This window comes from Mesorhizobium sp. (assembly GCF_965229135.1).
Classification (GTDB): Bacteria; Pseudomonadota; Alphaproteobacteria; order Rhizobiales; family Rhizobiaceae; genus Mesorhizobium.
Genome location: NZ_OZ245860.1, coordinates 3852767 through 3876995, shown reverse-complemented (window position 1 = coordinate 3876995; position 24229 = coordinate 3852767). Strand labels below are relative to the sequence as shown.

The window sequence follows — 24229 nt, the reverse complement described above, 5'->3', positions numbered from 1 at the left end:
CAACTTCACGCAGCGGATAACGATACACATGATCCAGGATAGCGCCGTCTTTGTTCGAGCGCTATTGCTCGTGCTGGTGGCGCAGCCGCCGTTCCAGCGCCCTGAGCGCCAGCGACAGGCTGACGGTCAGGATGAGATAGATGTAGGCGACGATCGAATAGGTCTCGAAGAAGCGGAAGGAGCCGGCGGCGTAGACCTTGCCCATCTGGGTGATATCGGCGACGCCGAGCACGGAGACCAGCGAGGAATCCTTGACCAGGGCGACGAAATCATTGCCGAGGGGCGGCAGGATGGTGCGGATCGCCTGCGGAAACACGATCAGCCGGAAGCGCTGCACACGGGTCAGTCCGAGCGCCTTGGCCGCCTCGATCTGGCCTTTCTCGACTGCCTGGATACCGGCCCGGAAAACCTCCGAGATGAAGGCCGAATAGCCGATGGTCAGCGCCATGATGGCGCGCCACAGCAACGACACGTCGCGCACCAGGAGCTCGCCCAGATAACCCGCGCCCTGCAGTGGCGCCGTCAGCGCGTTCCAGGCCGCGACGAAGGCAGGGGCGCCGACGAAGGCGATCCAGAACAACAGCACAAGGATCGGCACGCCGCGGATGATCTCGACATAGAAGCGCGCGATCTGCCGCAGCCACCGCGAGCCCGACAGCCCCATCAGCGCGATGCAGAGCCCGATCGTCGAAGCCAGCGCGAAGGCGACCACCGTGACCAAGACGGTGACGCCGATGCCCTTGGCGACGGTGGCGAAGACCTGGGCGTAGAGATCGCTGGTCGCGACGAATACGGCCACCGCGACCGCGAGGGCCACGGCGACGACAAGCCACCACGGAAAGTCGGCCTTGGAGGAGGACGAAGCCGGTATTGCCATCAGGCGACACCGTCAGGGAGGATACGGCGAAGGCACGGCAAATCAGCGCCTTCGCGCACGCAAGGATCAGGCAATGCCTGCACCAACAGGGCTCATTGCCCCATCTTGTAGTCGAGGAACCACTTCTTGTTCAGCGCGTCGAACGTGCCGTCGGCCTTGAGCGCCGCGATCGCCGCGTTGACCGGCTTCACCAGGTCGGAACCTTTGGGGAAGATGAAGCCGAAATCCTCGCTGCCGAGCGGCCCGCCGATCAGCTTGAGCTTGCCGCCGGAAGCATCGACATAGCCTTTGCCGGCGGTGCCGTCGGTCAGCACCACATCGACGTCGCCGGACTTCAGTGCCTGCACCGTCGCGCCGAACGTCTCGAACAGCTTTATGCGCGGGTTCTGTTCATTGCCGTCGAGCACGCTGTAGACGGCGGTGTAGAACGGTGTCGTACCCGGCTGCGCGCCAATCAGTCCATCCTTGAAGGCCCCAAACGTCTTGGCGTCGGTGAAGCGGCTTTCATCGCCGCGCACCAGCATGAACTGTTCGGAGCGCATGTAGGGGTCGGAGAAATCCACCTTCGCCTTGCGGTCGTCCTTGATGGTGATGCCGGTCATGCCGATATTGTACTGGTTGTCGGAAACCGCCTGGATCATCGCGTCCCAGGAGGTGTTCTGGTACTCGACCTTGAAATTCAGCCGCTTGGCGATCTCGTTCATCGCGTCATATTCCCAGCCGATCTGCTTTCCCGTCTTGGCATCGATGAACTGCAGCGGCGGGTAGGCATTCTCGGTAACCACCACAACCTTCTTGCCGGCAAGGTCGGGCAACGCCTGCGCGAAGGCGGCGACGGGCGCGAGAAGGCAAGCCAGCAGGCCTGCCAACAGCAGCTTCGATTTGGTCATGACATACCCCCAGAAATTGACCGCCCGGGCACAGTCCGGGCTTGCAGGAAAATCCGGCGCCGACTTTAGCTTTCCGCAAGCGTCATGCAAGACGCTCCGCTGCGTCAGCGGGCGCGAAATCGAATTCCAGTGTCGTCAATTCCAGGGTTTGAGAACGATCCTTGCGATCTGCCGTCAATCGCGGTCCGGCGCGGTGGTAGTCGCTTCACGCAACCCATCGATTAGCCGGGTCAAGGTCTGATGCAGGGATTTGAGCTCCTCGCCATCGAGCGGCGAATGGCAACGCATCGCTGCCGAGACCTCCTTGGCGCTCTCGCGCAGTGCACGACCCTGCTGTGTCGGTTCGACCAGCACACGGCGTTCGTCGGCCGGATCGCGCCGGCGCGTGACAAGGCCGTTGGCTTCCAGGCGTTTGAGCAGAGGCGTCAGCGTCGCCGAATCGAGCCCCAGCGTTTCGCCGAGTTCGCCAACCGTGCGCGGCGCATGTTCCCACAATGCCAGCATGGTGAGATATTGCGGGTAGGTCAGGCCAAGCGGCTCCAGCAGCGGCCGGTAGAGCCGCGTCATCAGCCCGCTCGCCGAATAGAGCGCGAAGCACAGATGCTGGTCGAGCCTGGGTATCCCGGCGAAATCCGCCGGGACGTCCATGGGTGCGGGTGTGGTCTTGATGGTCATGCCGCCTTTGCCGAAAGCGCCACTTCGATATTGCCCTTGATGGCGTTGGAATAGGGGCAGACCTGATGCGCCGCCGATACAAGCGCTTCCGCCGCCGCCTGATCAAGGCCTTTCGTCTCCGCCGCCAGGGACACGCCGAGCCGGAAGCCGCCCTCGCCGTTAGGATGCAGGCTGACATTGGCCGTCACCGAGGCGTCCTGTAGAGGCAGTTTCTGCTTGCCGGCGATGAAGCGCATGGCGCTTTCGAAGCAGGCGGCATAGCCGGCGGCGAAAAGCTGTTCGGGATTGGTGGCGCCGCCCTTGCCGCCAAGTTCCTTGGGCATGGCAAGGTCGACGCTGAGCAGGCCATCATTGCTCTGGACATGGCCGGCGCGGCCGCCGACGGCACGGGCCTGGGTTGAATACAGTGCGGACATTTCAGCTCTCCATTTATCTTGTACGCGATCGATTAGTACACGATTTAATAGGAGTCAATTCACGCTTCGTTGAATGCTTCATGCGACCGTGCTTCAGCCGCGTTTCGTCGCGCCGATCGAAAAGGACATCGGGATTCGTGGATAACCGTCCGGCAGTTCGAACTGATCCTCGCCGGTCTCCACGACGAAGGGAAACGCCTTCCAGACGATGATCTCGTGCTCGTTGAGAAAATCGAGGGAAAGCTCCGCCGACAGGATCGCGTTGACCACGTCCGACAGCGGATGGATCCACTCATAATTGCGCGTATGCGACAGCGGTCGCTCGTCTCCGGTATAGGTGTGGGCCTCGTCGAACACGAGCGGCCGCTCAAGCGGCGTGCGCCAGCCATATTCGAGGTCGAGCCGGCCTTCCCTCGCCTCGAACTGCAGCATCGTCGGATGGCCTTCGAGCAGATAGAGCTTGCCGCCGGGCCTGAGCAGGGCGGCCACCACCTTGGCCCAGGCAAGGATATCCGGCAGCCAGTTGATCGCGCCCCAGGTGACGAACACCATGTCGTAGGTCTGGCCCAATGCGGCGACGGCGTCATGGACCGACGCCTCGACAAACCGCGCCTCGGTTCCAGCCCTCGCGGCGAAATCGCGTGCCGCCGTGATCGCCTTTGTCGAGAAATCGAGCCCGGTCACGCTTTTCGCACCGAGATGCTTCAGGCTGAGCGTATCCAGGCCGATATGGCATTGCAGGTGAACGATGTCCTTGCCCGCCAGATCGCCTATCTCGCCGGCTTCCAGCGCATGCAACGCCGAACCGCCGCCCAGCACCGCGGCGATGCGGTAGCTTCCGGTCGTGTCGGTCGAATGCAGTTCCGCCCGGTTGTCCCAGTTCAGCCGGTTGGCGTCGAAGAAACTGTCCATCCTGTCCTCCAAACAAAAAAGGCGGCCGAAGCCGCCTTTTCGAAAACCTTGTCGTCGAAAGCTTATTCGGCGGGGGTCGCTTCGGCGGCCTTGGCTGCTGCTTCGGCCTCGGCGGCGGCCTTCTTCTCGGCGGCTTCCTGTGCTGCCTTCTCGGCGGCCAGCGCCTGGGCGGCCGCGACCTTCTCGGCCTCGATGCGGGCCTTCTCGGCGTTCAGCGCATCGCGCTCCTCGTCGTTCAGCTTGCGGGCGCGCACGCCGGTGTTTTCCGAAATACGGGCCGACTTGCCGCGACGATCGCGCAGGTAATAGAGCTTGGCGCGGCGCACCTTGCCGCGACGCACGATCTCGACGCCCTCGACCATGGGCGAGTAGACCGGAAACACGCGCTCGACGCCTTCGCCGTAGGAAATCTTGCGGACGGTGAAGCTCTCCTGGAAACCTGCGCCGGAGCGGGCGATGACGACGCCCTCATAGGCCTGGACGCGGGTGCGGGTGCCTTCGGTCACGCGGACCTGGACGCGCACGGTGTCGCCGGGCTGAAATTCGGGAAGCTTGCGCTTGGCTTCGATCTTGGCGGCCTGTTCGGCCTCGAGCTGACGGAGGATATCCATCGTGTAATCCACTTCTTGTTCTTCGACAGTCAGAGCGTCCGGCACTCGCCTTGCAGTTCCTATGACCGCTCGGCTATGCCCTTAGTCGGAAGACATCGGGCAGGGGCGACTACACCGCCATTGTTGACGGGTCCGGCAGATTCTTCTTCCGGTACGGGCGGGCACATACAGCTATTTCGATGCTTTGTCACGCCTTGGCGCGAGTCTTTTTTGCTCGCGCGCCGCCATCGCAATCATGCGGTTCGGGGTTGCGCCTTGGCTCCAAGCTTCCTAAGCCGCTCTGAGTATCCTTTTTCGGCGCGATCCGCATGTCCGTTTTCGACATCGTCCTGCTTTTCCTGGCGGGCTTTCTGTCCGGCGCGGTCAACGCCGTCGCCGGCGGTGGCACCTTCATAACCTTCGGCGCCATGACGCTGGCCGGCCTGCCGCCGATCGTCGCCAACGCGACCTCCTCGGTGACCCAGTTTCCCGGCTACATCACCTCGACACTCGCCTACTGGACCGACATCCGGCATTTCTGGCGCGGCGCGCTGCTGCTGTGCCTCATCTCCGCCGTGGGCGCGCTGGCCGGCGCGCTCATCCTGCTGGCGCTTTCCAATCCGTCGTTCCGCGCTCTGGTGCCGTGGCTGCTGCTTGCCGCCACCGCTTTGTTCGCAGCCGGGCCATGGCTGAAGCCTGCGCCGAGGCCAGGCGATGAAACATCCGTGGGCTCGCTGGCCGGCTCCGCGGCGCAGCTCCTCACCGCCATCTATGGCGGCTTCTTCGGCGCCGGCATGGGTGTGATGATGCTGGCAACGCTCGGCCTGACGCAGGCTGGCGACTACCACCGGCTGAACGCGCTCAAGAACATGCTGGCCGTGGTCATCGCGGCCGTGGCGATCATCGTCTTCGTTTCGGGCGGTGTCGTGGCCTGGCCACAGGCGCTCGTCATGATCCCGGGCGGCGCGCTCGGCGGCTATGCCGGCGTCTGGATCGCCAAGCGCGTGCCGCAGGACGCGGTGCGCGGCTTCGTCATCGCGGTCGGCCTGTTCCTGGCTTTTTACTACTTCGACAAGGGCTGAGAATCAGCATCAAGCAGATCCGGCCGGCGATCCCTGGTCAGCGCCTCCGACTGGGCGCGCCGCCATTGCGCGATCTTCTTGTGGTTGCCCGAGGTCAGCACCTCGGGGATCGGCCGGCCCTCGAATTCCTGCGGCCGCGTGTAATGCGGATGTTCGAGCAGGCCGTTCTCGAAGCTCTCTTCCTCGCCCGACTCCGCATTGCCCATCACGCCCGGCAGCAGCCGCACCACGGCGTCGAGCAGCACCAGGGCCGCCGGCTCGCCGCCGGACAGGATGAAGTCGCCGATCGAGACCTCTTCCAGGCCGCGCGCGTCTATCAGCCGCTGGTCGACGCCCTCGAAACGGCCACACAGGATGATGGCGCCCGGCCCGGCCGCCAGTTCGCGCACGCGGGCCTGCGCCAGCGGCTTGCCGCGCGGGCTCATCAACAGCCGTGGCCGCGCATCGCCTTCGGGCGAGGCGTGGTCGATGGCCCTGGCCAGCACGTCCGCGCGCATCACCATGCCGGCGCCGCCTCCGGCCGGCGTATCGTCGACGGTGCGGTGGCGATCCGTTGCGAAGTCGCGGATCTGGATGGCTTCCAGCGACCATGTGCCCGCTTCCAGCGCCCGGCCGGCCAGCGACACCCCCAGTGCACCTGGAAACATCTCCGGATAGAGCGTCAGTACAGACGCCTTGAACGTCACCGGTTGCCCCCGGCATCCCTCGGCCCGCGCGGCCGGCCCTTCGGGTCGAAGTCTTCCTCGCGCGGCGCATCGCCGTCCTCGTCCTCGACAAGTCCCGCCGCCGCCGGATCGACGCGGACGAACCCGTCGGCGATCGACACCTCCGGCACGGCGGCCTGCGTGAAGGGAATAAGCACGCCCTTGCGGCCCCCCAGCGTCACATCGAGTATGTCGCCGCCGCCGAAATTATGGACGGCCACCACCTTGCCGATGGCCGTACCGGTATCGTCCCGAACCTCCAGGCCGACGAGGTCGGCGTGGTAGAACTCGTCTTCCTCGCCGTCATCGGGCAGCATGGAGCGGTCGACGAACAGTTCCGTACCGGCCAGGGCCTCGGCGGCATTGCGATCGCTGACACCCTTGAAGCGCACGACGACGACCGTGTTGGCGGGACGGATATCGATGATCTGGAAAGCGCGGCCGTCCCTGGCATAGAGCGGCCCGTAATCGGCCAGCGCCAGCGGCTCGCCGGTGAAGGTTTTCACGCGCAATTCGCCCTTGATGCCATGGGCGGCGCCGATCACGGCCATCTGGACGGGGTTTTGGAGCTTGGTCATGGCGAAAATGTCCTTTGCCCTGCTCTAGCTCTCCACCGCCGGCATTTCAATGACGCCTCTTCACCGCTTCCTAACCTCGCCATCGCAGGATGGCGTCACGACAAGCGAAAGGGCACCATGCAGGAATTCCTCATCCCCGCCAAACCCGACCTCCAGGCAGCGCGCGAAGCCTGGCTGAAGATGCTGGCCCGCGAGCGCCGGCTGTCGGCCGAAACCGTGGAGGCCTATGAGCGCGACACCAGGCAGTTCCTGCACTTCCTCACCGGCCATTGCGGTGGCGCCCCCGGTATTTCGGACATCGCCAATCTGCGGCCAGCCGATCTGCGAGGCTTTCTCGCCGCGCGCCGCAATGACGGCGCCGGCGCGCGCACGCTCGGGCGCGGACTTGCCGGCATTCGTTCGCTGCTGCGCTTCCTCGAGCGGCGCGGCCTCGTCAATGCCGCCGGAGCAGCCGCATTGCGAGCGCCGCGTCAGCCGAAATCCCTGCCCAAGCCGCTCACGGCCGCCGATGCAAGGCGTGTCGTATCCGTCGACGGTCAGTTGGCGGAAGAACCGTGGATCGCCGCCCGTAACGCGGCGGTGTTGACGCTGCTCTATGGCTCGGGCCTGCGCATCTCCGAGGCGCTGGGCTTATCGGGCGCCGACCTGGCATCGGAGGCCGACACCGTGTTGCGCGTCACCGGCAAGGGCGGCAAGACACGGCTGGTGCCCGTGCTGCCGGTGGCGTTGCGCGCCATCGCCGAATATCGCCGCCTCTGCCCCTATCATCTCGACCCCAAGGGATTGTTGTTTCGCGGTGCCCGCGGCGGCCCGCTCAACCCGGCGATCATCCAGCGCGACATGGCCAGGTTGCGCTCGGCGCTCAACCTGCCGGACACCGCGACGCCGCATGCGCTGCGCCATTCCTTCGCCACGCACCTGCTCGGGCGCGGCGGCGACCTGCGCACCATTCAGGAGCTGCTGGGACACGCCAGCCTGTCGACGACGCAGATCTACACCGGCGTCGACACTGCCAGGCTGCTCGAAATCTATGAGTCCGCCCATCCCCGCGCATGAACGATCGCGGCATCCATGACAATTTTGGAGCGTGGGTTAACCGTTTCGCCGTTTTTCTGTCCTAGGAAAGCCCCATGAAACGCGTCATCGCCATCGCAGACCGCGCGGCAGCAGTGTCCCTGAAGCTGCTGGTGGCCGCAAACATCCTGTTTTTCCTGTCCTTCCTCGCGATCTTGCTGCTGATGGGGGGCAAGGCACGCGCCGAAGTGTCCTGCGGCGGAACGGACATCCTGTCGGCCCTGCGGGCGAGCGACCCGGCCGCCTACCGGAAGATCGAGGCGGAAGCCGCTGCTATCCCCAACGGCAAGGGTCTGCTGTGGAAACTGGAAAAGCCCGGCGAAAAACCGTCCTACCTGTTCGGCACCATGCATATGACCGATCCGCGCGTCACCACGCTGCCGGCCGCCGCGCAGAAGGCCTTCGATGCGTCCGACACGGTCATCATCGAAACCACGGAAGTGCTCGATCAGAAGAAGATGATGGCCGCGCTCCTCGAGGAGCCGGACCTGATGATGTTCACCGACAACACCACGTTGTCGTCGCTGCTGTCGCCGGACGATGCGGCGGCCATGAACAAGGCGCTCGACGCGCGCGGCATTCCGGCGGCGAGCGTCGCCAAGATGAAGCCCTGGATGCTGTCGTCCATGGTGGCGCTTCCGGCTTGCGAGCTGGCCCGCAAGGCCGGCGGCGCCCCCGTGCTTGACGTCAAGCTCGCCGAGGACGCCAAGGCCTCCGGCAAGGATGTCGAGGGGCTGGAGACCGTTGCGGGCCAGCTCCGTGCCATGGCCTCGCTGCCGCTCGCTCTCCACATGAAGGATCTGGTCGACACGCTGAAACTTGGCGACAAGGTCAACGATGTCAACGAGACCATGATCGTGCTCTACCAGCGCGGCGACACCGGGCTGTTCTGGCCGCTGTTCCGTGCGGCGATGCCTGCCGAGCAGGACGATCCGGCCGGCTATGCCGCGTTCGAGGAAACCATGATCACCAGCCGCAACAAGGTGATGGTCGATCATGCCCAGCCGATCCTCGCCAAGGGCAATGCCTTCATGGCGGTCGGTGCGCTGCACCTTCCGGGCCCGCAGGGTCTTGTCGAGGATTTCCGCAAGGCCGGCTACACTGTAACGGCCGTCGGGCTTTAACTCTATTCGGTCAAGACTTGAGCCAGCATCGCCGGAACGATGATCCGGTGAAAGGGCTTGATGACGGCGAGATAGGTCCGCCCGAGCGAGTTGTGCGTCTTCACGATCGTCGAGGCCGCCACTTGCTGCCGGCCTCCGCCGAGGTCGTTCACCTCCACCAGGATCCGAAAATCGAGGTGTCGGTCGTCCAGCCCAAGGACAACCCTGCCCGGAGCCTGGCTGATGAGCGGGAATATGCCAATCCTGCCCTGCGTCGGTGCGTCGGGTTCTTGCCCTGTCTTCAGCCCGAATGGCCTGACGGCAAGGTTGCGCATACGCATGAGCCAGCTGACCCATAGCGGTGTTCGCGACAGAATGCGTTCGGCCGCGCCAATTGCGGTCAGTGCAAGGCCATCGGCTATCAGAACGTAGCGGTCGGCGAACTGGGCGCCGGCAAGGGCGCCTTCGGGGTTGGGGAATGTTTGTGCAGTGATGGGCATGCCGGCAAATCCCTCGCGACCAATGATAGCATCGGCCAGTCCGGCTCGCGGCGTGGCGAAACGACGCCGGACAGGGCTCAAGCGCCTCGTTCCTGGCGTTTTCGATACGTGACGTGAAACCTGTTCAGGGATCGCGCGTTAATGGATGTTGATTGATGATTTTCATCCACGGAGGACACTTTTATGGCGAACCCACCTAACGACCCCAACGATCCTTTCAACCCCACCCCACCCTTGGGCACAACGGCCGATCCGCGTGTCGACCGCACCACGGTCGTACAGTCGAGCGGTGGCGGCAGCACCTGGTTGATTGCATTGGTTGTCATTATCCTGGCGATTGTCGCCTACTATGTCTTCGGGAGAAGCGCCGAGCATCCGGCAGCCCCTGCCGACACGCCGGCAGCCAGTACGCCCGCACCGGCGCCCGCGCCCGCTCCCGCTCCCGCTCCCGCCATGAAGCCCGCCGAACCGGCTCCCGCGACCCCGGCACCTGCCACGCCGGCACCGGCGCCCGCGCCGGCGACGCCCGCACCGGCCCCCGCGCCAGCACCGGCACCCGCCGCCCCGGCCAACTGATCGGCTCGATATCGAATACGAACGGCCCGCCAAAAGGCGGGCCGTTTTGTTTATGGAAGCACCTGAAAGGTTCTTGAAAACCTTAGACGGTTGCCGGAGCAGGATTTCCGAAACGCTCTAAATGTGGATCGGCTTGAAGAAGGTGGCCAGCGCCGCTTCCTTCACCGCCTCCGACATGGTCGGGTGTGCATGGCAGGTTCGCGCGAGGTCTTCCGAGGAACCGCCGAACTCCATCAGCACAGCGGCCTCGTGGATCATCTCGCCGGCGCCGAAGCCGACGATATGCACGCCGAGAACGCGGTCGTTCTGCTTGTCGGCTAGGATCTTCACGAAGCCGTCGGTGTGCAGCATGGCGCGCGCGCGGCCATTGGCGCTGAATGGAAACTTTCCAACCTTGTAGTCGATGCCGGCCTTCTTCAATTCCTCCTCGGTCTTGCCGACGGAGGCGACCTCCGGGCTGGTGTAGACAACGCTTGGGATGACATCGTAGTTCACGTGGCCTGCCTGCCCGGCGATGGTTTCCGCCACCGCCACACCCTCGTCCTCGGCCTTGTGCGCCAGCATCGGCCCGGCGATGACATCGCCAATGGCGTAGATGCCAGGCACGTTTGTCCTCAGATGCCCATCGGTCTTGACCCGGCCGCGCTCGTCGACCTCGACGCCAGCTTCCTTCAGGCCGAGACTGTCGGAAAAGGCCCGGCGCCCGGTGGCGATCAGCACCACGTCGGCGTCGATGGTCTCGGCGGCGCCGCCCTTCACCGGCTCGAAGGTGACCGTCGCCCCCTTCTTGGCCTTGGCGACGCCGGTGACCTTGGCGCCGAGCTTGAACTCAAAACCCTGCTTGGAGAGCAGCCGCTGGAATTGCTTGGAGACCTCGCCATCCATGCCGCCGAGGATGGTGTCGAGGAACTCGACGACGGTGACCTTGGCGCCAAGCCGTGCCCACACCGAGCCGAGCTCGAGGCCGATGACGCCGCCGCCGACCACCACGAGATGGCCAGGCACCTTGTCCAGCGACAGCGCGCCGGTGGACGACACGATGACCTTCTCGTCGATATCGACCTTGACGCCGGGGATGCCCGCGACATCAGAGCCCGTGGCGATGACGATGTTCTTCGCCTCGATCTCCTCGACCTTGCCGTCCTCGCCGGTCACCGAAACCTTGCCGGCCGCGATCACCTTGCCGGTGCCGCGAAAGCTGTCGATCTTGTTCTTCTTGAACAGGAAAGCGACGCCGTTGACGTTCGACGCCACCGTCGTGTCCTTGTGCGTCATCATCTTCTTCAGGTTCAGTTTCGGCGCGTTGACCTCGATGCCGAGCGTATCGAAGGCGTGGCCGGCCTCCGAGAACATTTCCGACGCGTAGAGCAGCGCCTTGGACGGGATGCAGCCGATGTTGAGGCAAGTGCCGCCGAACGTCGGGCTCTTCTCGACCACCGCCGTCTTCAGACCGAGTTGCGCCGCCTTGATCGCGCAGACATAGCCGCCCGGCCCCGATCCGATGATAACGACGTCATACGCCATGATTTTATCCTTCTCGTGTGGCCGTCATCGGCCGCCGCTTACATTCAAGATGGCGCCCGTCGTGTAGGACGCCGCGTCGGATAGAAGATAGAGAATCGCCCGCGCGACTTCATCGGCCGTGCCGGCTCTTTTCATCGGCAGCGCATCCTGTATGCGCGCTACCCTGTCTGGCTCGCCGGTCGAGGCATGCATTTCGGTGTCGATGATGCCGGGGCTGACCGCGTTTACCCGGATGCCCTCGCCGGCGACTTCGCGCGCCAGGCCTATGGTGAAACTGTCGATGGCGCCCTTGGACGCGGCATAGTCGACATACTGGTTGGCACCGCCGATATGCGCGGCCATCGAGGACAGGTTGACGATGGCGCCGCCCTTGCCGCCATGCTTCGCCGACATGCGCTTCACCGCTTCTCGGGCGCACAGCATCGAGCCGACCACGTTGACGCGCATGATGCGTTCCATGCGCGCCGCGCTGATGCCGTCGAGGCGCGACATCACATCGAGAACGCCAGCATTGTTGACCAGCGCGTCGAGGCGGCCGAAGGCGCGATCGACCTCATAGAACATCGACAGGATCTCGGCTTCGTTGCCGACATCGGCCTTGATGGCGATGGCCGTGCCGCCGGCCTGCTCGATGTCCTGGACGAGGGCGCCGGCCGCGGCCTCGTTCGACGCATAGTTGACCACGACCCGGTAGCCGGCATCGGCGGCAAAACGGCAGGTCGCGGCACCGATGCCGCGGCTGCCGCCCGTGACCAGGATAACCCGTGCCCCGCTCATTCCTGGCAACCCTTCATGACGAACACATCCGCAGGCACTTTCGAAAAACCCTTGCCGCCATAGGCCAGGGAATGCCGCAGCGATGGCCCGAGATCAGGCAGGATCAGGGTCTTCGGCGCTTCGATGCCTTCCGTCGGCAACAGCCCGATCGAGCCCTTGTCATCGGATGTGTAGATGACGCCGCTCCAGAGCGTGCAGGCCGCGAGTTCGCCGCCCGTGACGTCGCCCTCGGGGCATTTGTACATCAGCGAGCCATTCGGCCGCGCCTCGCCCGTGCTCCACATGACGATGCCGTTGAGCACGACATTGTTGTCGAGGATCATCCTGAACGTGTTGGTGACGGTCGCCGAGGTGCCGGTCGGGGTGAAGTCGATCTCGCTGCCGCTCTGGGGATCGCCATAGACGGAAAGCTCGATCGGACAGGCCGCAAGAGCCGTCGCCGGCGCAAGCAAGCCGATGGACAGCAACAGGGAGAAGATGCGTGCCGGGCGCATGTCAGGGATGCTCCCCGAGCGCCTTGCCGACATCGCCGGCAAGCGCGTAGGAGGCGGACGCCGCATAGCGGTCCATCCACCCAGCTTCCGGTCGTCCTGGGCTGCCGCCGGTCCCGCGACGCACAGCAGGCCACTGAAAGCCATTGCAACGATTTTCGCGGAACTGGCCTGCCATCACGCCATCAACCTGATCAGCATCAGCACGAGACCGATGATGGAGATTATCCAGACAAGAGTGCGAACCCCCGGAATGCCGAAAGCGAAGACCGGCACATAGACAAGGCGCGCGAGGAACCAGATCAGCGCACCGGTGGCGCCGAGCCCTCCGGTCTTGCCGGTGACGGCCAGTGCCAGGACCAGGGCCACGAAGGCACCGTAGGTCTCGACGAAATTTCTCAATCCGCGCGTGAGCCGGTCCGTCACCAGCGAGATTCCAACCTCGCCGTCACGATTGCTCATCGCATAACCCGGCCCACCATCCTTCATGAGGGACAAGGATTGCACGACGATGTGGACGAGGAGCAGGATGACGCTCCAGCCCAGAACCATGATTTCCGTGGATGCGGCGGCAACTTCCATTTGGCGTTTCCTCCATGGGTCGACCCAAACGATCGCCCTGCGGAACTCTAATGCATCTCACCCAAAACCGCGCAGCGGTTTCGGGACGACCCCATGCATAAAACCAAAGGCTTGGAGCACGCCATGTGAATCCTGTCGGACACGACGCGCTTCAGGCCGGATTCCCCGAACGGGGAAATCCAATCAGAGGTCGAGCACCAGCCGTTCCGGATCCTCCAGGCTTTCCTTGACCCGCACCAGGAAGGTCACCGCTTCCTTGCCGTCGACGATGCGGTGATCGTAGCTCAGCGCCAGGTACATCATCGGCCGGATCACGATCTGGCCGCCGACCACCACCGGCCGGTCCTGGATCTTGTGCATGCCGAGAATGCCCGATTGCGGCGCGTTGAGGATCGGCGTCGACATCAGCGACCCGTAGACGCCGCCGTTGGAAATCGTGAACGTGCCGCCCTGCATGTCGGCGACCGACAGCTTGCCGTCGCGCGCGGCGATGCCCAGCCGGCCGATATCCTTCTCGATCTCGGCGATCGACATCTGGTCGGCATTGCGCACCACCGGCACGACGAGGCCCTTTTCGGTGCCGACGGCGACGCCGATATGAGCGTAGTTCTTGAAGATGATATCGGTGCCGTCGATCTCGGCATTGACCGAGGGGATTTCCTTCAGGGCATGCGTCACGGCCTTGGTAAAGAAGCCCATGAAGCCGAGCTTCACGCCGTGCTTCTTCTCGAACACGTCCTTGTATTTGGTCCGCAGCGCCATCACCGCCGACATGTCGACCTCGTTGAAGGTGGTGAGCATGGCGGCGGTCGACTGCGCTTCCTTGAGGCGGCGCGCGATGGTCTGGCGCAGCTTGGTCATGCGCACGCGCTCCTCGCGGGACGCATCGTCACCGAACGACGGCGCACGCACGGCAACCGGTGCGGGCGCGGGTGCGGGCGAAGCCCTGGGCGTTTCAGCCGGCTGCGAGGGCGCACCCTTGGAGATGGCGTCGAGAACGTCTCCCTTCAGCACCTGGCCGCGCTTGCCAGAGCCGGAGACCTGGTCGACCGACAAATTGTTCTCCGCGATCAGTTTCGCCGCGGCCGGTGCCGGCGGCATGCCGCGCGGCTCGATCGGCCCGGCGTCGCCGGCGATCTTGGCGTTCTCCGCCGCCGCCTGCTTGACCGTATGCGCCGCGTCGGGGCTGGACGCCTGCGCCACCGCCTGCGGCTTGGTCGCCGGGGCGGCAGCCGCGCCGCCTGCGGAAATCGAACCCAGCAGGGCGCCGACGCCAACCGTCTCGCCTTCCTTGACGGTGATTTCGCTGAGCGTGCCGGCGGCGGCGGCGGGCACCTCCACCGTCACCTTGTCGGTTTCGAGCTCGAGCAAGGGCTCGTCGGCGGCAATGGCATCGCCGACCTTCTTGAACCATTTGCCGACAGTCGCTTCGGTGACGGATTCGCCGAGAGTGGGAACGCGGATTTCGGTAGCCATTGTGCCTGTCCGTTTCTTTAGGTTCTGTTCTTTATTCGCCCGGATCCGCTCTATTCACCAAGCGCGTCTTCGAGCAGGGCGGCGAGCTGGGCGAGATGCTTCGACATCAATCCGGTCGCGGGCGACGCGGCCGCCGGACGGCCGGTGTAGCGCACCCGCTGATGCTTGGCGTCGATATGCGCCAGCACCCATTCCAGATACGGGTCGATGAACGACCAGGCGCCCATGTTCTTGGGCTCCTCCTGGCACCACACCATCTCGGCATTGCGGAAGCGCGACAGTTCGGTGATCAGCGCCTTGGCCGGGAACGGATAGAGCTGCTCGACACGCAGCAGGTAGATGTCGTTGATGCCGCGCTTCTCGCGCTCCTCGTAAAGGTCGTAATAGACCTTGCCCGAACACAGCACGACGCGGCGGATCTTGGAATCCTTGACCAGCTTGATCGCCTGGTTGGGCAGGAGCTGGGCGTCGTCCCACAGCAGCCGGTGGAACGAGCTTTCGCCCGACATTTCCGGCAGCGTCGACACCGCCCGCTTGTGGCGCAGCAGCGACTTCGGCGTCATCAGGATCAGCGGCTTGCGGAAATCCCGCTTCAACTGCCGGCGCAGGATGTGGAAATAGTTCGCCGGGGTGGTGCAGTTCGCCACCTGCATGTTGTCTTCGGCGCAAAGCTGCAGGAAGCGCTCGAGCCGGGCCGACGAATGTTCGGGACCCTGGCCTTCATAGCCATGCGGCAGCAGGCAGACGAGGCCGGACATGCGCAGCCACTTGCGTTCGCCCGACGAGATGAACTGGTCGAACACCACCTGGGCGCCGTTGGCGAAGTCGCCGAACTGCGCTTCCCACAGCGTCAGCGCCTTCGGCTCGGCAAGGCTGTAGCCATATTCGAACCCCAGCACCGCCTCTTCCGACAGCATCGAGTTGATGACTTCGTAGCCAGCCTGTGCCGCCGACAGGTTGTTGAGCGGGATGTAGCGGGTCTCGTCGCGCTGGTCGTAGAGCACGGAATGGCGCTGCGAGAAGGTGCCGCGTTCGGAATCCTGGCCGGACAGGCGGATCGGGTTGCCGTCGAGCAGGATGGCGCCGAAGGCCAACGCCTCGGCCGTCGACCAGTCGATGCCTTCGCCCGAGTCGATCGCCTGGCGGCGGTTTTCGAGGAAGCGGATGATCGTCTTGTGCGCCTCGAAATCCTTCGGCACCTCGGTCAGCTTCTTGCCGATTTCCTTCAGCGTCTTGGCTGGCACGGCGGTCTTGCCGCGCCTTTGTTCGTCCTGGTTGTCCGCCGTGCGCAGGCCTGACCAGGCGCCGTCCAGCCAGTCCGCCTTGTTGGGCTTGTAATGCTGGCCGACTTCCCATTCCGATTCCAGATGCGCGCGCCAGTCGGCCTTGAGCTTGTCGAGTTCCGCCGGGGTGATATGGCCCTCGGCGATCAGCCGCTCGCCATAGATCTGCACCGTCGTCTTGTGGTTGCGTATGTTGCGGTACATGATCGGCTGGGTGAAGGCCGGTTCGTCGCCCTCATTGTGGCCGAAGCGGCGATAGCAGAACATGTCCACCACCACCGGCTTGTGGAACTTCATGCGGAATTCGATCGCCACCTTGGTGGCGTGGACAACGGCTTCCGGGTCGTCACCGTTGACGTGGAAGATCGGCGCCTCGATCATCTTGGCGACGTCCGACGGATAGGGCGACGAACGCGAGAAGCGCGGATTGGTGGTGAAGCCGATCTGGTTGTTGATGATGAAATGCAGCGTGCCGGCGACGCGGTGGCCGCGCAGGCCGGACAGGCCGAGGATCTCGGCGATCACGCCCTGGCCGGCGAAGGCGGCGTCGCCATGCAGCAGCAGCGGCAGCACCTTGGCGCGCTCTTCCAGCGGCACGATCTCCTCGCGGCCGCGTCCGAACAGATAGTCCTGCTTGGCGCGCGCCTTGCCCATCACCACCGGATCGACGATCTCAAGGTGCGAAGGGTTGGCCGTCAGCGACAGGTGCACCTTGTTGCCGTCAAACTCGCGGTCCGACGATGCGCCAAGATGGTACTTCACGTCGCCCGAGCCCTCGACCTCGTCCGGCGCGGCCGAGCCGCCCTTGAACTCGTGGAAGATGGCGCGGTGCGGCTTTGCCATCACCTGGGAGAGCACGTTCAGCCGGCCGCGATGCGCCATGCCAAGCACGATTTCCTTCAGGCCGAGCTGGCCGCCACGCTTGACGATCTGCTCCAGCGCCGGGATCAGCGCTTCGCCGCCGTCGAGCCCGAAGCGCTTGGTGCCCTTGTACTTGACGTCGATGAACTGCTCGAATCCTTCGGCCTCGACCAGCTTCTGCAGGATCGCCTTCTTGCCGGTGGCGGTGAAGGAAATTTCCTTGTCGGCGCCTTCGATGCGCGCCTGGATCCAGGCCTTTTCCTCGGGATCGGAAATATGCATGAACTCGACGCCCAGCGTCGAGCAATAGGTGCGGGTCAGTATATCCAGCATCTGCCGGATGGTGCCGAATTCAAGCCCAAGCACATTGTCGAGAAAGATCGGCCGGTCGTAGTCGGCTTCGGTGAAGCCGTAATTCTCCGGCGACAGTTCGTTATAATCCTCGAGCGTGGCGATGCCGAGTGGGTCGAGATTGGCGTGCAGGTGGCCGCGCATGCGGAAGGCGCGGATCATCATGATGGCGCGCACGGAATCGCGCGTCGCCTGGTGCACGTCGGCATCGGAAAGCACGACACCGTTGGTGACAGCCTTGTCCTTGACCTTCTTTTCCAGATGCTTCTCGACGATGCCCCAGTTGCCGTCGAGTGCCGACACCAGCTCGCCATTGGCCTGCAGCGGCCAGGAGGGCTTGGCCCATGAAGCGCCCTTGGCATTCCTGCGCACATCGCCGGCGTCGTCCTTCAGCCCGGCGAAGAACTCCTGCCATTCTGGATCGACCGAGGCGGGATCGTCCTCATAGGCGGCATAGAGCGCGTCGATATAGTCGGCATTGCCGCCATAGAGGAACGAGGTGAGCGAGAATTGGTCGTTGGCCTGATCTTGTCTTGCCATTTTTGTCCGCGGAGCCTGGCTCCGTCTCCTTTTGTGGAGGGGAGTAGGACAGTGGGGAGTAAGGCAGGAGGGAAGCAGGCAGATGCCGCATCCGTTCTTCCTATTCCCTTACTGCCATACTGCCTTAATCCCTTACTGCCTTAACCCTTGATCGCCTCGACCAAGGTCGTGCCGAGCCGTGCCGGCGACGGCGAAACTTTTATACCGGCCGATTCCATCGCCGCGATCTTGTCCTCGGCGCCGCCCTTGCCGCCGGAGATGACCGCGCCCGCGTGGCCCATGGTGCGGCCGGCAGGCGCCGTGCGTCCGGCGATGAAGCCAGCCATCGGCTTCTTGCGGCCACGCTTGGCCTCGTCCTTGAGGAACTGCGCGGCGTCTTCCTCGGCCGAACCGCCGATCTCGCCGATCATGATGATCGACTTGGTCTCGTCGTCGGCCAGGAACATCTCGAGCACGTCGATGAACTCGGTGCCCTTGACGGGGTCGCCGCCGATGCCGACGGCCGTCGTCTGGCCGAGGCCGACATTGGTGGTCTGGAACACTGCCTCATAGGTAAGTGTTCCAGAGCGCGAAACAACGCCGACCGAGCCCTTGCGGAAGATGTTTCCCGGCATGATGCCGATCTTGCATTCGTCAGGCGTGAGCACGCCCGGGCAGTTCGGGCCGATCAGCCGCGAGGCCGAGCGGTCGAGCCGCGCCTTGACCTTGATCATGTCCATCACCGGGATGCCCTCGGTGATGCAAACGATCAGCGGGATCTCGGCCTCGATGGCCTCGATGATCGCTTCGGCGGCGCCTGCCGGCGGCACATAGATGACGGAGGCATTGGCGCCGGTCTTTTCCTTGCCCTCGGCGACCGTGGCGAAGATCGGCAGGCTCTCGCCCTTCGATCCGGTCCATGTCTCGCCGCCCTTCTTGGGGTGGATGCCACCGACCATCTTGGTGCCGTGATAGGCCAGCGCCTGCTCGGTGTGGAACGTGCCGGTCTTGCCGGTCAGGCCCTGCACCAGCACCTTGGTGTTCTTGTCGACGAGAATGGACATGGGAGCCCTTTTTTAAAAACCGTTGATCGAGGAAGGTGAAACGCGCTGGTAGACGCCGCTCACCATGTCTTGCCAGACATCTCTGCCGGCAGGTTTGAAACGCAGTCGCATGCGGTAGCTATCGGCACCGCCAAAAATATAAGCCACGCGCGCCGAGCCGCGCGGTGACGACCGATCCAGGGTGAGTTCGTCGCCGTTCCAGGCACCGGACGCGGGCGAGTTCGGAACAAACCCCATCGAGTCGAACTGGTGCATGGTGACGACGCTGTCTTGCTGGTCGAAGCCGAAGACATTGTGCGCGCCGAATGAGATCGTGCCGTCGCGGCGCTGGCGATAGCGCTGCACGACGAACAGGCCGCCGAACTGTGCCTCCGCCAGCACTTCCGCCGTCGCCGTGCCGCCATCGGCCCATTGCGTGGCCGACACCTCTTCCTCGCCGCGCCACGCGCCGACCAGCGCCTGCAGGCGCTGGTGACCGTCCGAGAGCGAAGAGAATGACGCCGCGTTCATGATCAGAGCCGCTTCAGGTCGGAGACGGTGAGGTCGCTCCTGGCATTGCCGGTGTTGAGCGTCGTCGCCGGCTCGAACATCAGCACGACAGGTTCGGCTGTGAGCGAGCGCGGGCGATGCTCGACGCCATGCGGCACGACAATGAAGTCGCCTTCGCCGAGTTCGACCGGACCGTCGCGGAAATCGATGGCGATACGCCCGCGCAGCACGAGGAAGGCCTCGTCCTCATTGTCATGCGCGTGCCAGTCGAACATCTCGCCGAACTTGGCGACCTTCGCCTGGCTGTCGTTCACGTCGCCGGCGATATGCGGATCGAAGACCTTGGTGATCTTCGCGTCCGCCGCCTCGACGAGATTTATCTTGCGCGGAGGCATCCGCTCAGCCCTTCACCGCCGCCACGATCTTCTTGGCGGCGTCGTCGAGATCGTCAGCCGACACGACGTTCAGGCCGCTGTCGTTGATGATCTTCTTGCCGAGTTCGGCATTGGTGCCTTCGAGACGCACCACCAGCGGCACCTTCAGGCCGACTTCCTTGACCGCGGCGATCACGCCCTCGGCAATGATGTCGCACTTCATGATGCCGCCGAAGATGTTGATCAGGATGCCCTTGACCGCCGGATCCTTGGTAATGATCTTGAACGCCGCCGTGACCTTCTCCTTGGACGCACCGCCGCCGACGTCGAGGAAGTTGGCGGGCTCGGCGCCATAGAGCTTGATGATGTCCATCGTCGCCATGGCAAGGCCGGCGCCATTGACCATGCAGCCGATATTGCCGTCGAGCGCGACATAGGCGAGGTCATATTTCGACGCCTCGATTTCCTTCTCGTCCTCTTCGGTGGTGTCGCGCAGTTCGAGCACGTCGGGGTGACGGAACAGCGCGTTGTTGTCGAACGACACCTTGGCGTCGAGCACGCGCAGCCGGCCGCTCTTCATGACGATCAGCGGGTTGACCTCGAGCAGGCTCATGTCCTTCTCGACAAAGGCCTTGTAGAGGATCGGGAACAGCGCATCGCCATCCTTGGCCGCGTCGCCGTCGAGCTTCAGAGCGCCGTTGAGCGCCTTCACATCGGCTGATGTCACGCCCTTTTCCGGATCGATGGCGACGGTGATGATCTTTTCCGGCGTGTCATGCGCGACAGCCTCGATGTCCATGCCGCCTTCGGTGGAGACGACGAAGGCGACGCGGCCGACCGTGCGGTCGACCAGGATCGACAGATAGAGTTCGCGCTCGATGTCGGCGCCGTCCTCGATATAGAGGCGGTTGACCTGCTTGCCGGCTGGGCCGGTCTGCTTGGTGACGAGTGTGTGGCCAAGCATCTCGTTGGCGTTGGCGACGACTTCGGCCACGGACTTGGCCAGCCGAACGCCACCCTTGGCGTCCGGGCCGAGTTCAGTGAACTTGCCCTTGCCGCGGCCGCCGGCATGGATCTGGCTCTTCACCACATAGAGCGGGCCGGGCAGCGCCTTGGCGGCGGCTTCCGCCTCGCTCGCCTTGAACACCGGCACGCCTTCGGCCACCGGCGCCCCAAAGCTCTTCAGCAGCGCCTTGCCTTGATACTCATGGATGTTCATGGCTGGTGTCTCCGGTTACTTCGAGGCGAGGTGCGGTGCGATCTTGATGCAGGCCTCGGTCAGGCCCTGCACCGTCGCCACCGAACTGTCGAACATCTTCTGCTCGCTCTTGTTGAGGTCGATCTCGATGATGCGCTCGACGCCACCGGCGCCGATCACCACGGGAACGCCGACATAGGTGCCCTTGACGCCATACTGGCCGGAGAGATGCGCGGCGCAGGGCAGCACGCGCTTTTTGTCCTTGAGATAGGCTTCGGCCATCTGGATCGCGGAAGCCGCCGGCGCGTAGTAGGCCGAACCGGTCTTGAGCAGGCCGACGATCTCCGCGCCGCCGTCACGGGTGCGCTGCACGATCTGGTCGAGCTTTTCCTTCGAGGTCCAGCCCATCTTGACGAGGTCGGGCAGCGGAATGCCGGATACCGTCGAATAACGGATCATCGGCACCATGGAATCGCCGTGGCCGCCGAGCACGAAAGCGGTGACATCCTCGACCGAGACCTTGAATTCCTCGGCCAGGAAATAGCGGAAGCGCGCGCTGTCGAGCACGCCGGCCATGCCGACGACATGCGTCTTGGGCAGGCCGGAAAACTTCTGCAGCGCCCAGACCATGGCGTCGAGCGGATTGGTGATGCAGATGACGAAGGCCTTCGGCGCGTATTTCTTGAGGCCGGCGCCAACCTGCTCCATGACCTTGAGGTTGATGCCCAGCAGGTCGTCGCGGCTCATGCCAGGCTTGCGCGGCACGCCGGCGGTGACGATGCACACGTCCGCGCCCTCGATGCCGGCGTAATCGTTGACGCCGGTCAACCTGGAGTCGAAGCCATCGACCGGCGACGACTGCGCGATGTCCAGGCCCTTGCCCTGCGGAATGCCCTCGGCGATATCGAACAGCACCACGTCGCCGAGGTCCTTGAGGCCGATCATGTGGGCGAGCGTGCCGCCGATCATGCCAGAGCCGATGAGCGCTATCTTGTTGCGTGCCATGTCAGGATGTTTTCCCTTTGTCAGTTTGTCGTGACGGCGCCAACACGGCGTCGAGGAAGAGGCCGGAATGCGGCGGGGAACCGCGAATTTTCGCCGCACCCAATAGCTCCGGTGCATGAAAAATTCAAACGATTATTTCGGAGTGAGCATTTTCAATCGGTTAGATGGTTTGGGATTTACGTAAACGTCAAATTTTGTAAGCCGGCTTGTCACAGATTACACAACTAGGGCGACAATCAGAAGGCTTGAAGAGGCGATGACGCCCTTGTGATGCCGGTGGCGAACCATGTTCGCCCTGTCGCGCCAAGTCAGCTTTTCCGGCCAGTCCGAGGGAATTCCAGCGCGGTCCGCACCGCGTCCGCGGCGGCAAGGCCGACCAGCGCGCCGATCGCGCGGTCCCGCCTGCCGTCGATCACTGCGCGGCCTGGCCGGCGCGCGGCGCGTCGGATGTTTTCGCCACCTCGCTCTTCCGCCGCTCCGCCCAGTCCTCCAGCCAGTCGCGGCTCTGCATCTCGATCAGGCGCGACGCCGTGCGTTCGAACTCGAACACCTCGACGCCGCGCTTGGCGACATAAAGCTCTTGCGGCGGTGCCTCGGCGCTGACCACCAGCCGGACATGGTGATCGTAAAGCGTGTCGATCAACAGGATGAAGCGCTTGGCCTCGTTGCGCCTGCCTTCGCCCAGCACCGGAACGTGATCGATGAAGACGGTCGAGAAGCGCCCGGCAATCGCCAGGAAATCGCGTACGCCGAGCGGCTTTTCGCAAAGATCGGCGAAAGAAAACCGCGCCGCGTCTCCGGCGGCGGCCGGTACCGTCACTTGCCGGCCCTTGAGCGCCAGCGACGTCGCGGCCGTCGGCGCGCCGCGCGTCATCGTCCGCCAGGTCTCGTCGAGCATCCGGTCGGCCGCCGCATCGGCCGGCGTGACATAGACCGGTGTATGCGCAAGCTTTTCCAGCCGGTAATCCTTGTCGGTGTCGAGCGACAGCACCTGCGCGTGCCGTTCCAATATGGCGATGAAAGGCAGGAACAGCTGGCGGTTCAGGCCGTCGCGATAGAGATCGTCCGGCGCCACGTTTGAGGTGGCGACCAGCACCACGCCACTGGCGAACAACGCCGAGAACAGCCGCGACAGGATCATCGCGTCGGCAATGTCGGTGACCGAGAATTCGTCGAAGCACAGCACCCAGGCCTGCTCGGCAAGCGCCTTGGCGACGGGCGGGATCGGATCGTCCTCCTTGACCGTGCCATCCTTGCGCGCCTGCCGGTGCTTTTGGATGCGGTCCTGCACGTCGGCCATGAAGTCGTTGAAATGAACGCGGCGCTTGCGGCGTACCGGCACCAGTTCGAAGAACATGTCCATCAGCATGGTCTTGCCACGGCCGACGCCGCCATGGATGTAGAGCCCCTTGACGGCCTCATGCGTCTCGCGCTTGCGCGCGAAGAGCCAGCCCAGCGCGCTCGATTTGTGCGCCAGCCGCTTTGCCGAGATCTCGTCGGTCAGCCGGTCGAGCGCCGCGGCGATCCGCTCCTGGGCCGGATCGCGTTCGATGGCGCCGGTTTGCACCAGATGGTCGTAGCGCTGCCTGACGGTCGCATGGGTCTGGAGGCCGTCACGCAGATGCATCGGTCACGTCGTTTTTCTTGATGCAAGTCGTTGACCCAAAACCGGGGTGCCCTTTGGGTCGACATGCATCGGGAGAAATCAGGCTTACCTTGTAAGCGAGATCGGCTGGCCGTTGGAAGTCTGGCCATCGAATTTCGAGCCGCCCGAGGAATAGAGCCGCGCCAGCGTGCCGCCAGTGTCGTCATACAGCGTCAGCTGCTTGCCGGACACGTTCCACGACTTGATGCCGTCGATCGGCGCCGGGCAGTGCAACGGCCCGGCGCGGAAGCCGGCGCCGAACTTGGTCTGCGGCGTCGCGATCTTGCAGCTCTGGCCGGAAACGCTGGCATTCCAGACGCCGGCGACGCTTGCCGCGGTCAGATCGGCCGCCCCGGTGGGAGCCGAACCATCCGGCGGCAATGACGCCACCTGGGTGTTGCCTTGCGGTGCCGTCGGGAATTGCGACGGATCGGTCGTGCCCGGTGCCGCTGGCGGCGGCAGCTGGTTGGCGGTCACCTTGCCGGCGGGCGCCGCTTGCAGCGGCGCGGGCTGCTGGTCATCCATCGACGAGAACCGCGAGGTTGAGCAGCCGCTCGCGACAAGAGCGGCCAGTGATACGGCCACCAGACCGGTTTTCGAAAAGTTCATTCCA

The 24229-nt window shown here is 64.2% G+C and carries 26 protein-coding genes; 4 read left to right on the top strand and 22 right to left on the bottom strand.

The genetic code is table 11. The annotated features are described in order from the left end of the window. Positions 1-61 precede the first annotated feature (61 nt). From ACO07C_RS18405 to rplS, 6 genes are all read right to left on the bottom strand, one after another. Positions 62-877, bottom strand: a complete 816-nt coding sequence (locus ACO07C_RS18405; protein ID WP_421915579.1) for an amino acid ABC transporter permease — start codon at positions 875-877, stop codon at positions 62-64. Positions 878-969: 92 nt separating this feature from the next. Beyond that, the gene (locus ACO07C_RS18400; protein WP_421915578.1) at positions 970-1767 is read right to left on the bottom strand and encodes a transporter substrate-binding domain-containing protein; all 798 of its coding nucleotides are present in this window, start codon (positions 1765-1767) and stop codon (positions 970-972) included. Between the two features lie 174 nt (positions 1768-1941). Further along, the gene (locus tag ACO07C_RS18395) at positions 1942-2442 is read right to left on the bottom strand and encodes a MarR family winged helix-turn-helix transcriptional regulator (RefSeq protein ID WP_421915577.1); all 501 of its coding nucleotides are present in this window, start codon (positions 2440-2442) and stop codon (positions 1942-1944) included. Beyond that, positions 2439-2858 (bottom strand): organic hydroperoxide resistance protein, encoded by a 420-nt coding sequence (locus ACO07C_RS18390; RefSeq protein WP_421915576.1) that lies wholly within the window; start codon positions 2856-2858, stop codon positions 2439-2441. Before ACO07C_RS18390 ends, ACO07C_RS18395 begins: the two co-directional genes overlap by 4 nt. Positions 2859-2951: 93 nt before the next feature. After that, a complete protein-coding gene (locus ACO07C_RS18385; RefSeq protein ID WP_421915575.1) occupies positions 2952-3770 on the bottom strand; it encodes a class I SAM-dependent methyltransferase in 819 nt (272 codons plus the stop codon). Positions 3771-3832: 62 nt separating this feature from the next. Then, positions 3833-4381 carry a 50S ribosomal protein L19 gene (gene rplS / locus ACO07C_RS18380; RefSeq protein WP_354462064.1) on the bottom strand — a complete coding sequence of 183 codons (549 nt, stop codon included), beginning with the start codon at positions 4379-4381 and terminating at the stop codon, positions 3833-3835. A gap of 308 nt (positions 4382-4689) precedes the next feature. Between rplS and ACO07C_RS18375 the strand changes: the two genes are divergently transcribed. After that, the gene (locus ACO07C_RS18375) at positions 4690-5442 is read left to right on the top strand and encodes a sulfite exporter TauE/SafE family protein (protein ID WP_421915574.1); all 753 of its coding nucleotides are present in this window, start codon (positions 4690-4692) and stop codon (positions 5440-5442) included. Here ACO07C_RS18375 and trmD read toward each other — a convergent pair. Beyond that, entirely contained in the window at positions 5424-6128 is a 705-nt protein-coding gene (trmD, locus tag ACO07C_RS18370; RefSeq protein WP_421915573.1) for a tRNA (guanosine(37)-N1)-methyltransferase TrmD, read from the bottom strand. The two genes, ACO07C_RS18375 and trmD, sit on opposite strands and share 19 nt — an antisense overlap. Beyond that, positions 6125-6724, bottom strand: coding sequence for a ribosome maturation factor RimM (gene rimM / locus ACO07C_RS18365; protein WP_421915572.1), 600 nt, complete (start codon positions 6722-6724; stop codon positions 6125-6127). The genes trmD and rimM overlap by 4 nt, the downstream gene beginning before the upstream one ends. A 117-nt stretch (positions 6725-6841) precedes the next feature. Here rimM and ACO07C_RS18360 point away from each other — a divergent pair, with 117 nt between their 5' ends. Together ACO07C_RS18360 and ACO07C_RS18355 are read left to right on the top strand one after the other, a co-directional pair. Beyond that, complete coding sequence (locus ACO07C_RS18360; protein WP_421915571.1) at positions 6842-7780, top strand: tyrosine recombinase XerC; 939 nt, start codon at positions 6842-6844, stop codon at positions 7778-7780. Positions 7781-7854: 74 nt separating this feature from the next. Beyond that, positions 7855-8922 (top strand): TraB/GumN family protein, encoded by a 1068-nt coding sequence (locus ACO07C_RS18355; protein WP_421915570.1) that lies wholly within the window; start codon positions 7855-7857, stop codon positions 8920-8922. Between the two features lie 2 nt (positions 8923-8924). On the opposite strand, the gene ACO07C_RS18350 is transcribed toward ACO07C_RS18355, so the two are convergent. Further along, on the bottom strand, positions 8925-9401 hold the full coding sequence (locus ACO07C_RS18350; RefSeq protein ID WP_421915569.1) for a DUF2867 domain-containing protein: 477 nt from the start codon (positions 9399-9401) through the stop codon (positions 8925-8927). 183 nt (positions 9402-9584) lie between these two features. Here ACO07C_RS18350 and ACO07C_RS18345 point away from each other — a divergent pair, with 183 nt between their 5' ends. Beyond that, a complete protein-coding gene (locus tag ACO07C_RS18345) occupies positions 9585-9977 on the top strand; it encodes a hypothetical protein (RefSeq protein ID WP_421915568.1) in 393 nt (130 codons plus the stop codon). A 117-nt stretch (positions 9978-10094) separates the two neighbouring features. Here the strand turns inward: ACO07C_RS18345 and lpdA are convergent, their stop codons facing one another. The 13 genes from lpdA to ACO07C_RS18280 all read right to left on the bottom strand — a co-directional run bounded on the left by lpdA (position 10095) and on the right by ACO07C_RS18280 (position 24225). Continuing rightward, on the bottom strand, positions 10095-11501 hold the full coding sequence (gene lpdA / locus ACO07C_RS18340) for a dihydrolipoyl dehydrogenase (RefSeq protein ID WP_421915567.1): 1407 nt from the start codon (positions 11499-11501) through the stop codon (positions 10095-10097). Positions 11502-11525: 24 nt separating this feature from the next. Next, positions 11526-12278, bottom strand: a complete 753-nt coding sequence (locus tag ACO07C_RS18335) for an SDR family oxidoreductase (protein WP_421915566.1) — start codon at positions 12276-12278, stop codon at positions 11526-11528. Then, complete coding sequence (locus tag ACO07C_RS18330; RefSeq protein WP_421915565.1) at positions 12275-12772, bottom strand: hypothetical protein; 498 nt, start codon at positions 12770-12772, stop codon at positions 12275-12277. Before ACO07C_RS18330 ends, ACO07C_RS18335 begins: the two co-directional genes overlap by 4 nt. Before the next feature lie 174 nt (positions 12773-12946). Further along, a complete protein-coding gene (locus ACO07C_RS18325; protein ID WP_421915564.1) occupies positions 12947-13351 on the bottom strand; it encodes an MAPEG family protein in 405 nt (134 codons plus the stop codon). Between the two features lie 183 nt (positions 13352-13534). Continuing rightward, on the bottom strand, positions 13535-14827 hold the full coding sequence (odhB, locus tag ACO07C_RS18320; RefSeq protein ID WP_421915563.1) for a 2-oxoglutarate dehydrogenase complex dihydrolipoyllysine-residue succinyltransferase: 1293 nt from the start codon (positions 14825-14827) through the stop codon (positions 13535-13537). A 50-nt stretch (positions 14828-14877) separates the two neighbouring features. Further along, on the bottom strand, positions 14878-17862 hold the full coding sequence (locus ACO07C_RS18315) for a 2-oxoglutarate dehydrogenase E1 component (protein ID WP_421915562.1): 2985 nt from the start codon (positions 17860-17862) through the stop codon (positions 14878-14880). 140 nt (positions 17863-18002) lie between these two features. Continuing rightward, on the bottom strand, positions 18003-18905 hold the full coding sequence (gene sucD, locus ACO07C_RS18310) for a succinate--CoA ligase subunit alpha (protein WP_421915561.1): 903 nt from the start codon (positions 18903-18905) through the stop codon (positions 18003-18005). A gap of 12 nt (positions 18906-18917) precedes the next feature. Next, positions 18918-19415 (bottom strand): DUF1579 family protein, encoded by a 498-nt coding sequence (locus ACO07C_RS18305; RefSeq protein ID WP_421915560.1) that lies wholly within the window; start codon positions 19413-19415, stop codon positions 18918-18920. 2 nt (positions 19416-19417) lie between these two features. Next, complete coding sequence (locus tag ACO07C_RS18300) at positions 19418-19789, bottom strand: cupin domain-containing protein (RefSeq protein ID WP_421915559.1); 372 nt, start codon at positions 19787-19789, stop codon at positions 19418-19420. A gap of 4 nt (positions 19790-19793) precedes the next feature. Continuing rightward, positions 19794-20987, bottom strand: a complete 1194-nt coding sequence (gene sucC / locus ACO07C_RS18295) for an ADP-forming succinate--CoA ligase subunit beta (RefSeq protein WP_421915558.1) — start codon at positions 20985-20987, stop codon at positions 19794-19796. A gap of 15 nt (positions 20988-21002) precedes the next feature. After that, positions 21003-21971, bottom strand: coding sequence for a malate dehydrogenase (gene mdh / locus ACO07C_RS18290; RefSeq protein WP_421915557.1), 969 nt, complete (start codon positions 21969-21971; stop codon positions 21003-21005). A gap of 412 nt (positions 21972-22383) precedes the next feature. Continuing rightward, positions 22384-23598: a cell division protein ZapE gene (zapE, locus tag ACO07C_RS18285; RefSeq protein WP_421915556.1), complete on the bottom strand. Its 1215-nt coding sequence runs from the start codon at positions 23596-23598 to the stop codon at positions 22384-22386. An 84-nt stretch (positions 23599-23682) separates the two neighbouring features. Continuing rightward, positions 23683-24225 carry a protease inhibitor Inh/omp19 family protein gene (locus ACO07C_RS18280; RefSeq protein WP_421915555.1) on the bottom strand — a complete coding sequence of 181 codons (543 nt, stop codon included), beginning with the start codon at positions 24223-24225 and terminating at the stop codon, positions 23683-23685. Positions 24226-24229: the final 4 nt, after the last annotated feature.

Bases quoted from the DNA above. Each gene is read 5' to 3' on its own strand.
- rplS (WP_354462064.1), bottom strand. From the start codon at position 4,381: ATGGATATCCTCCGTCAGCTCGAGGCCGAACAGGCCGCCAAGATCGAA.
- ACO07C_RS18345 (WP_421915568.1), top strand. From the start codon at position 9,585: ATGGCGAACCCACCTAACGACCCCAACGATCCTTTCAACCCCACCCCA.
- ACO07C_RS18400 (WP_421915578.1), bottom strand. From the start codon at position 1,767: ATGACCAAATCGAAGCTGCTGTTGGCAGGCCTGCTGGCTTGCCTTCTC.
- sucC (WP_421915558.1), bottom strand. From the start codon at position 20,987: ATGAACATCCATGAGTATCAAGGCAAGGCGCTGCTGAAGAGCTTTGGG.
- ACO07C_RS18395 (WP_421915577.1), bottom strand. From the start codon at position 2,442: ATGACCATCAAGACCACACCCGCACCCATGGACGTCCCGGCGGATTTC.
- mdh (WP_421915557.1), bottom strand. From the start codon at position 21,971: ATGGCACGCAACAAGATAGCGCTCATCGGCTCTGGCATGATCGGCGGC.
- ACO07C_RS18405 (WP_421915579.1), bottom strand. From the start codon at position 877: ATGGCAATACCGGCTTCGTCCTCCTCCAAGGCCGACTTTCCGTGGTGG.
- ACO07C_RS18300 (WP_421915559.1), bottom strand. From the start codon at position 19,789: ATGCCTCCGCGCAAGATAAATCTCGTCGAGGCGGCGGACGCGAAGATC.
- ACO07C_RS18280 (WP_421915555.1), bottom strand. From the start codon at position 24,225: ATGAACTTTTCGAAAACCGGTCTGGTGGCCGTATCACTGGCCGCTCTT.
- lpdA (WP_421915567.1), bottom strand. From the start codon at position 11,501: ATGGCGTATGACGTCGTTATCATCGGATCGGGGCCGGGCGGCTATGTC.
- ACO07C_RS18350 (WP_421915569.1), bottom strand. From the start codon at position 9,401: ATGCCCATCACTGCACAAACATTCCCCAACCCCGAAGGCGCCCTTGCC.
- ACO07C_RS18355 (WP_421915570.1), top strand. From the start codon at position 7,855: ATGAAACGCGTCATCGCCATCGCAGACCGCGCGGCAGCAGTGTCCCTG.
- rimM (WP_421915572.1), bottom strand. From the start codon at position 6,724: ATGACCAAGCTCCAAAACCCCGTCCAGATGGCCGTGATCGGCGCCGCC.
- zapE (WP_421915556.1), bottom strand. From the start codon at position 23,598: ATGCATCTGCGTGACGGCCTCCAGACCCATGCGACCGTCAGGCAGCGC.
- ACO07C_RS18335 (WP_421915566.1), bottom strand. From the start codon at position 12,278: ATGAGCGGGGCACGGGTTATCCTGGTCACGGGCGGCAGCCGCGGCATC.
- ACO07C_RS18325 (WP_421915564.1), bottom strand. From the start codon at position 13,351: ATGGAAGTTGCCGCCGCATCCACGGAAATCATGGTTCTGGGCTGGAGC.
- ACO07C_RS18360 (WP_421915571.1), top strand. From the start codon at position 6,842: ATGCAGGAATTCCTCATCCCCGCCAAACCCGACCTCCAGGCAGCGCGC.
- odhB (WP_421915563.1), bottom strand. From the start codon at position 14,827: ATGGCTACCGAAATCCGCGTTCCCACTCTCGGCGAATCCGTCACCGAA.
- ACO07C_RS18315 (WP_421915562.1), bottom strand. From the start codon at position 17,862: ATGGCAAGACAAGATCAGGCCAACGACCAATTCTCGCTCACCTCGTTC.
- ACO07C_RS18330 (WP_421915565.1), bottom strand. From the start codon at position 12,772: ATGCGCCCGGCACGCATCTTCTCCCTGTTGCTGTCCATCGGCTTGCTT.
- sucD (WP_421915561.1), bottom strand. From the start codon at position 18,905: ATGTCCATTCTCGTCGACAAGAACACCAAGGTGCTGGTGCAGGGCCTG.
- ACO07C_RS18305 (WP_421915560.1), bottom strand. From the start codon at position 19,415: ATGAACGCGGCGTCATTCTCTTCGCTCTCGGACGGTCACCAGCGCCTG.
- ACO07C_RS18390 (WP_421915576.1), bottom strand. From the start codon at position 2,858: ATGTCCGCACTGTATTCAACCCAGGCCCGTGCCGTCGGCGGCCGCGCC.
- ACO07C_RS18375 (WP_421915574.1), top strand. From the start codon at position 4,690: ATGTCCGTTTTCGACATCGTCCTGCTTTTCCTGGCGGGCTTTCTGTCC.
- ACO07C_RS18385 (WP_421915575.1), bottom strand. From the start codon at position 3,770: ATGGACAGTTTCTTCGACGCCAACCGGCTGAACTGGGACAACCGGGCG.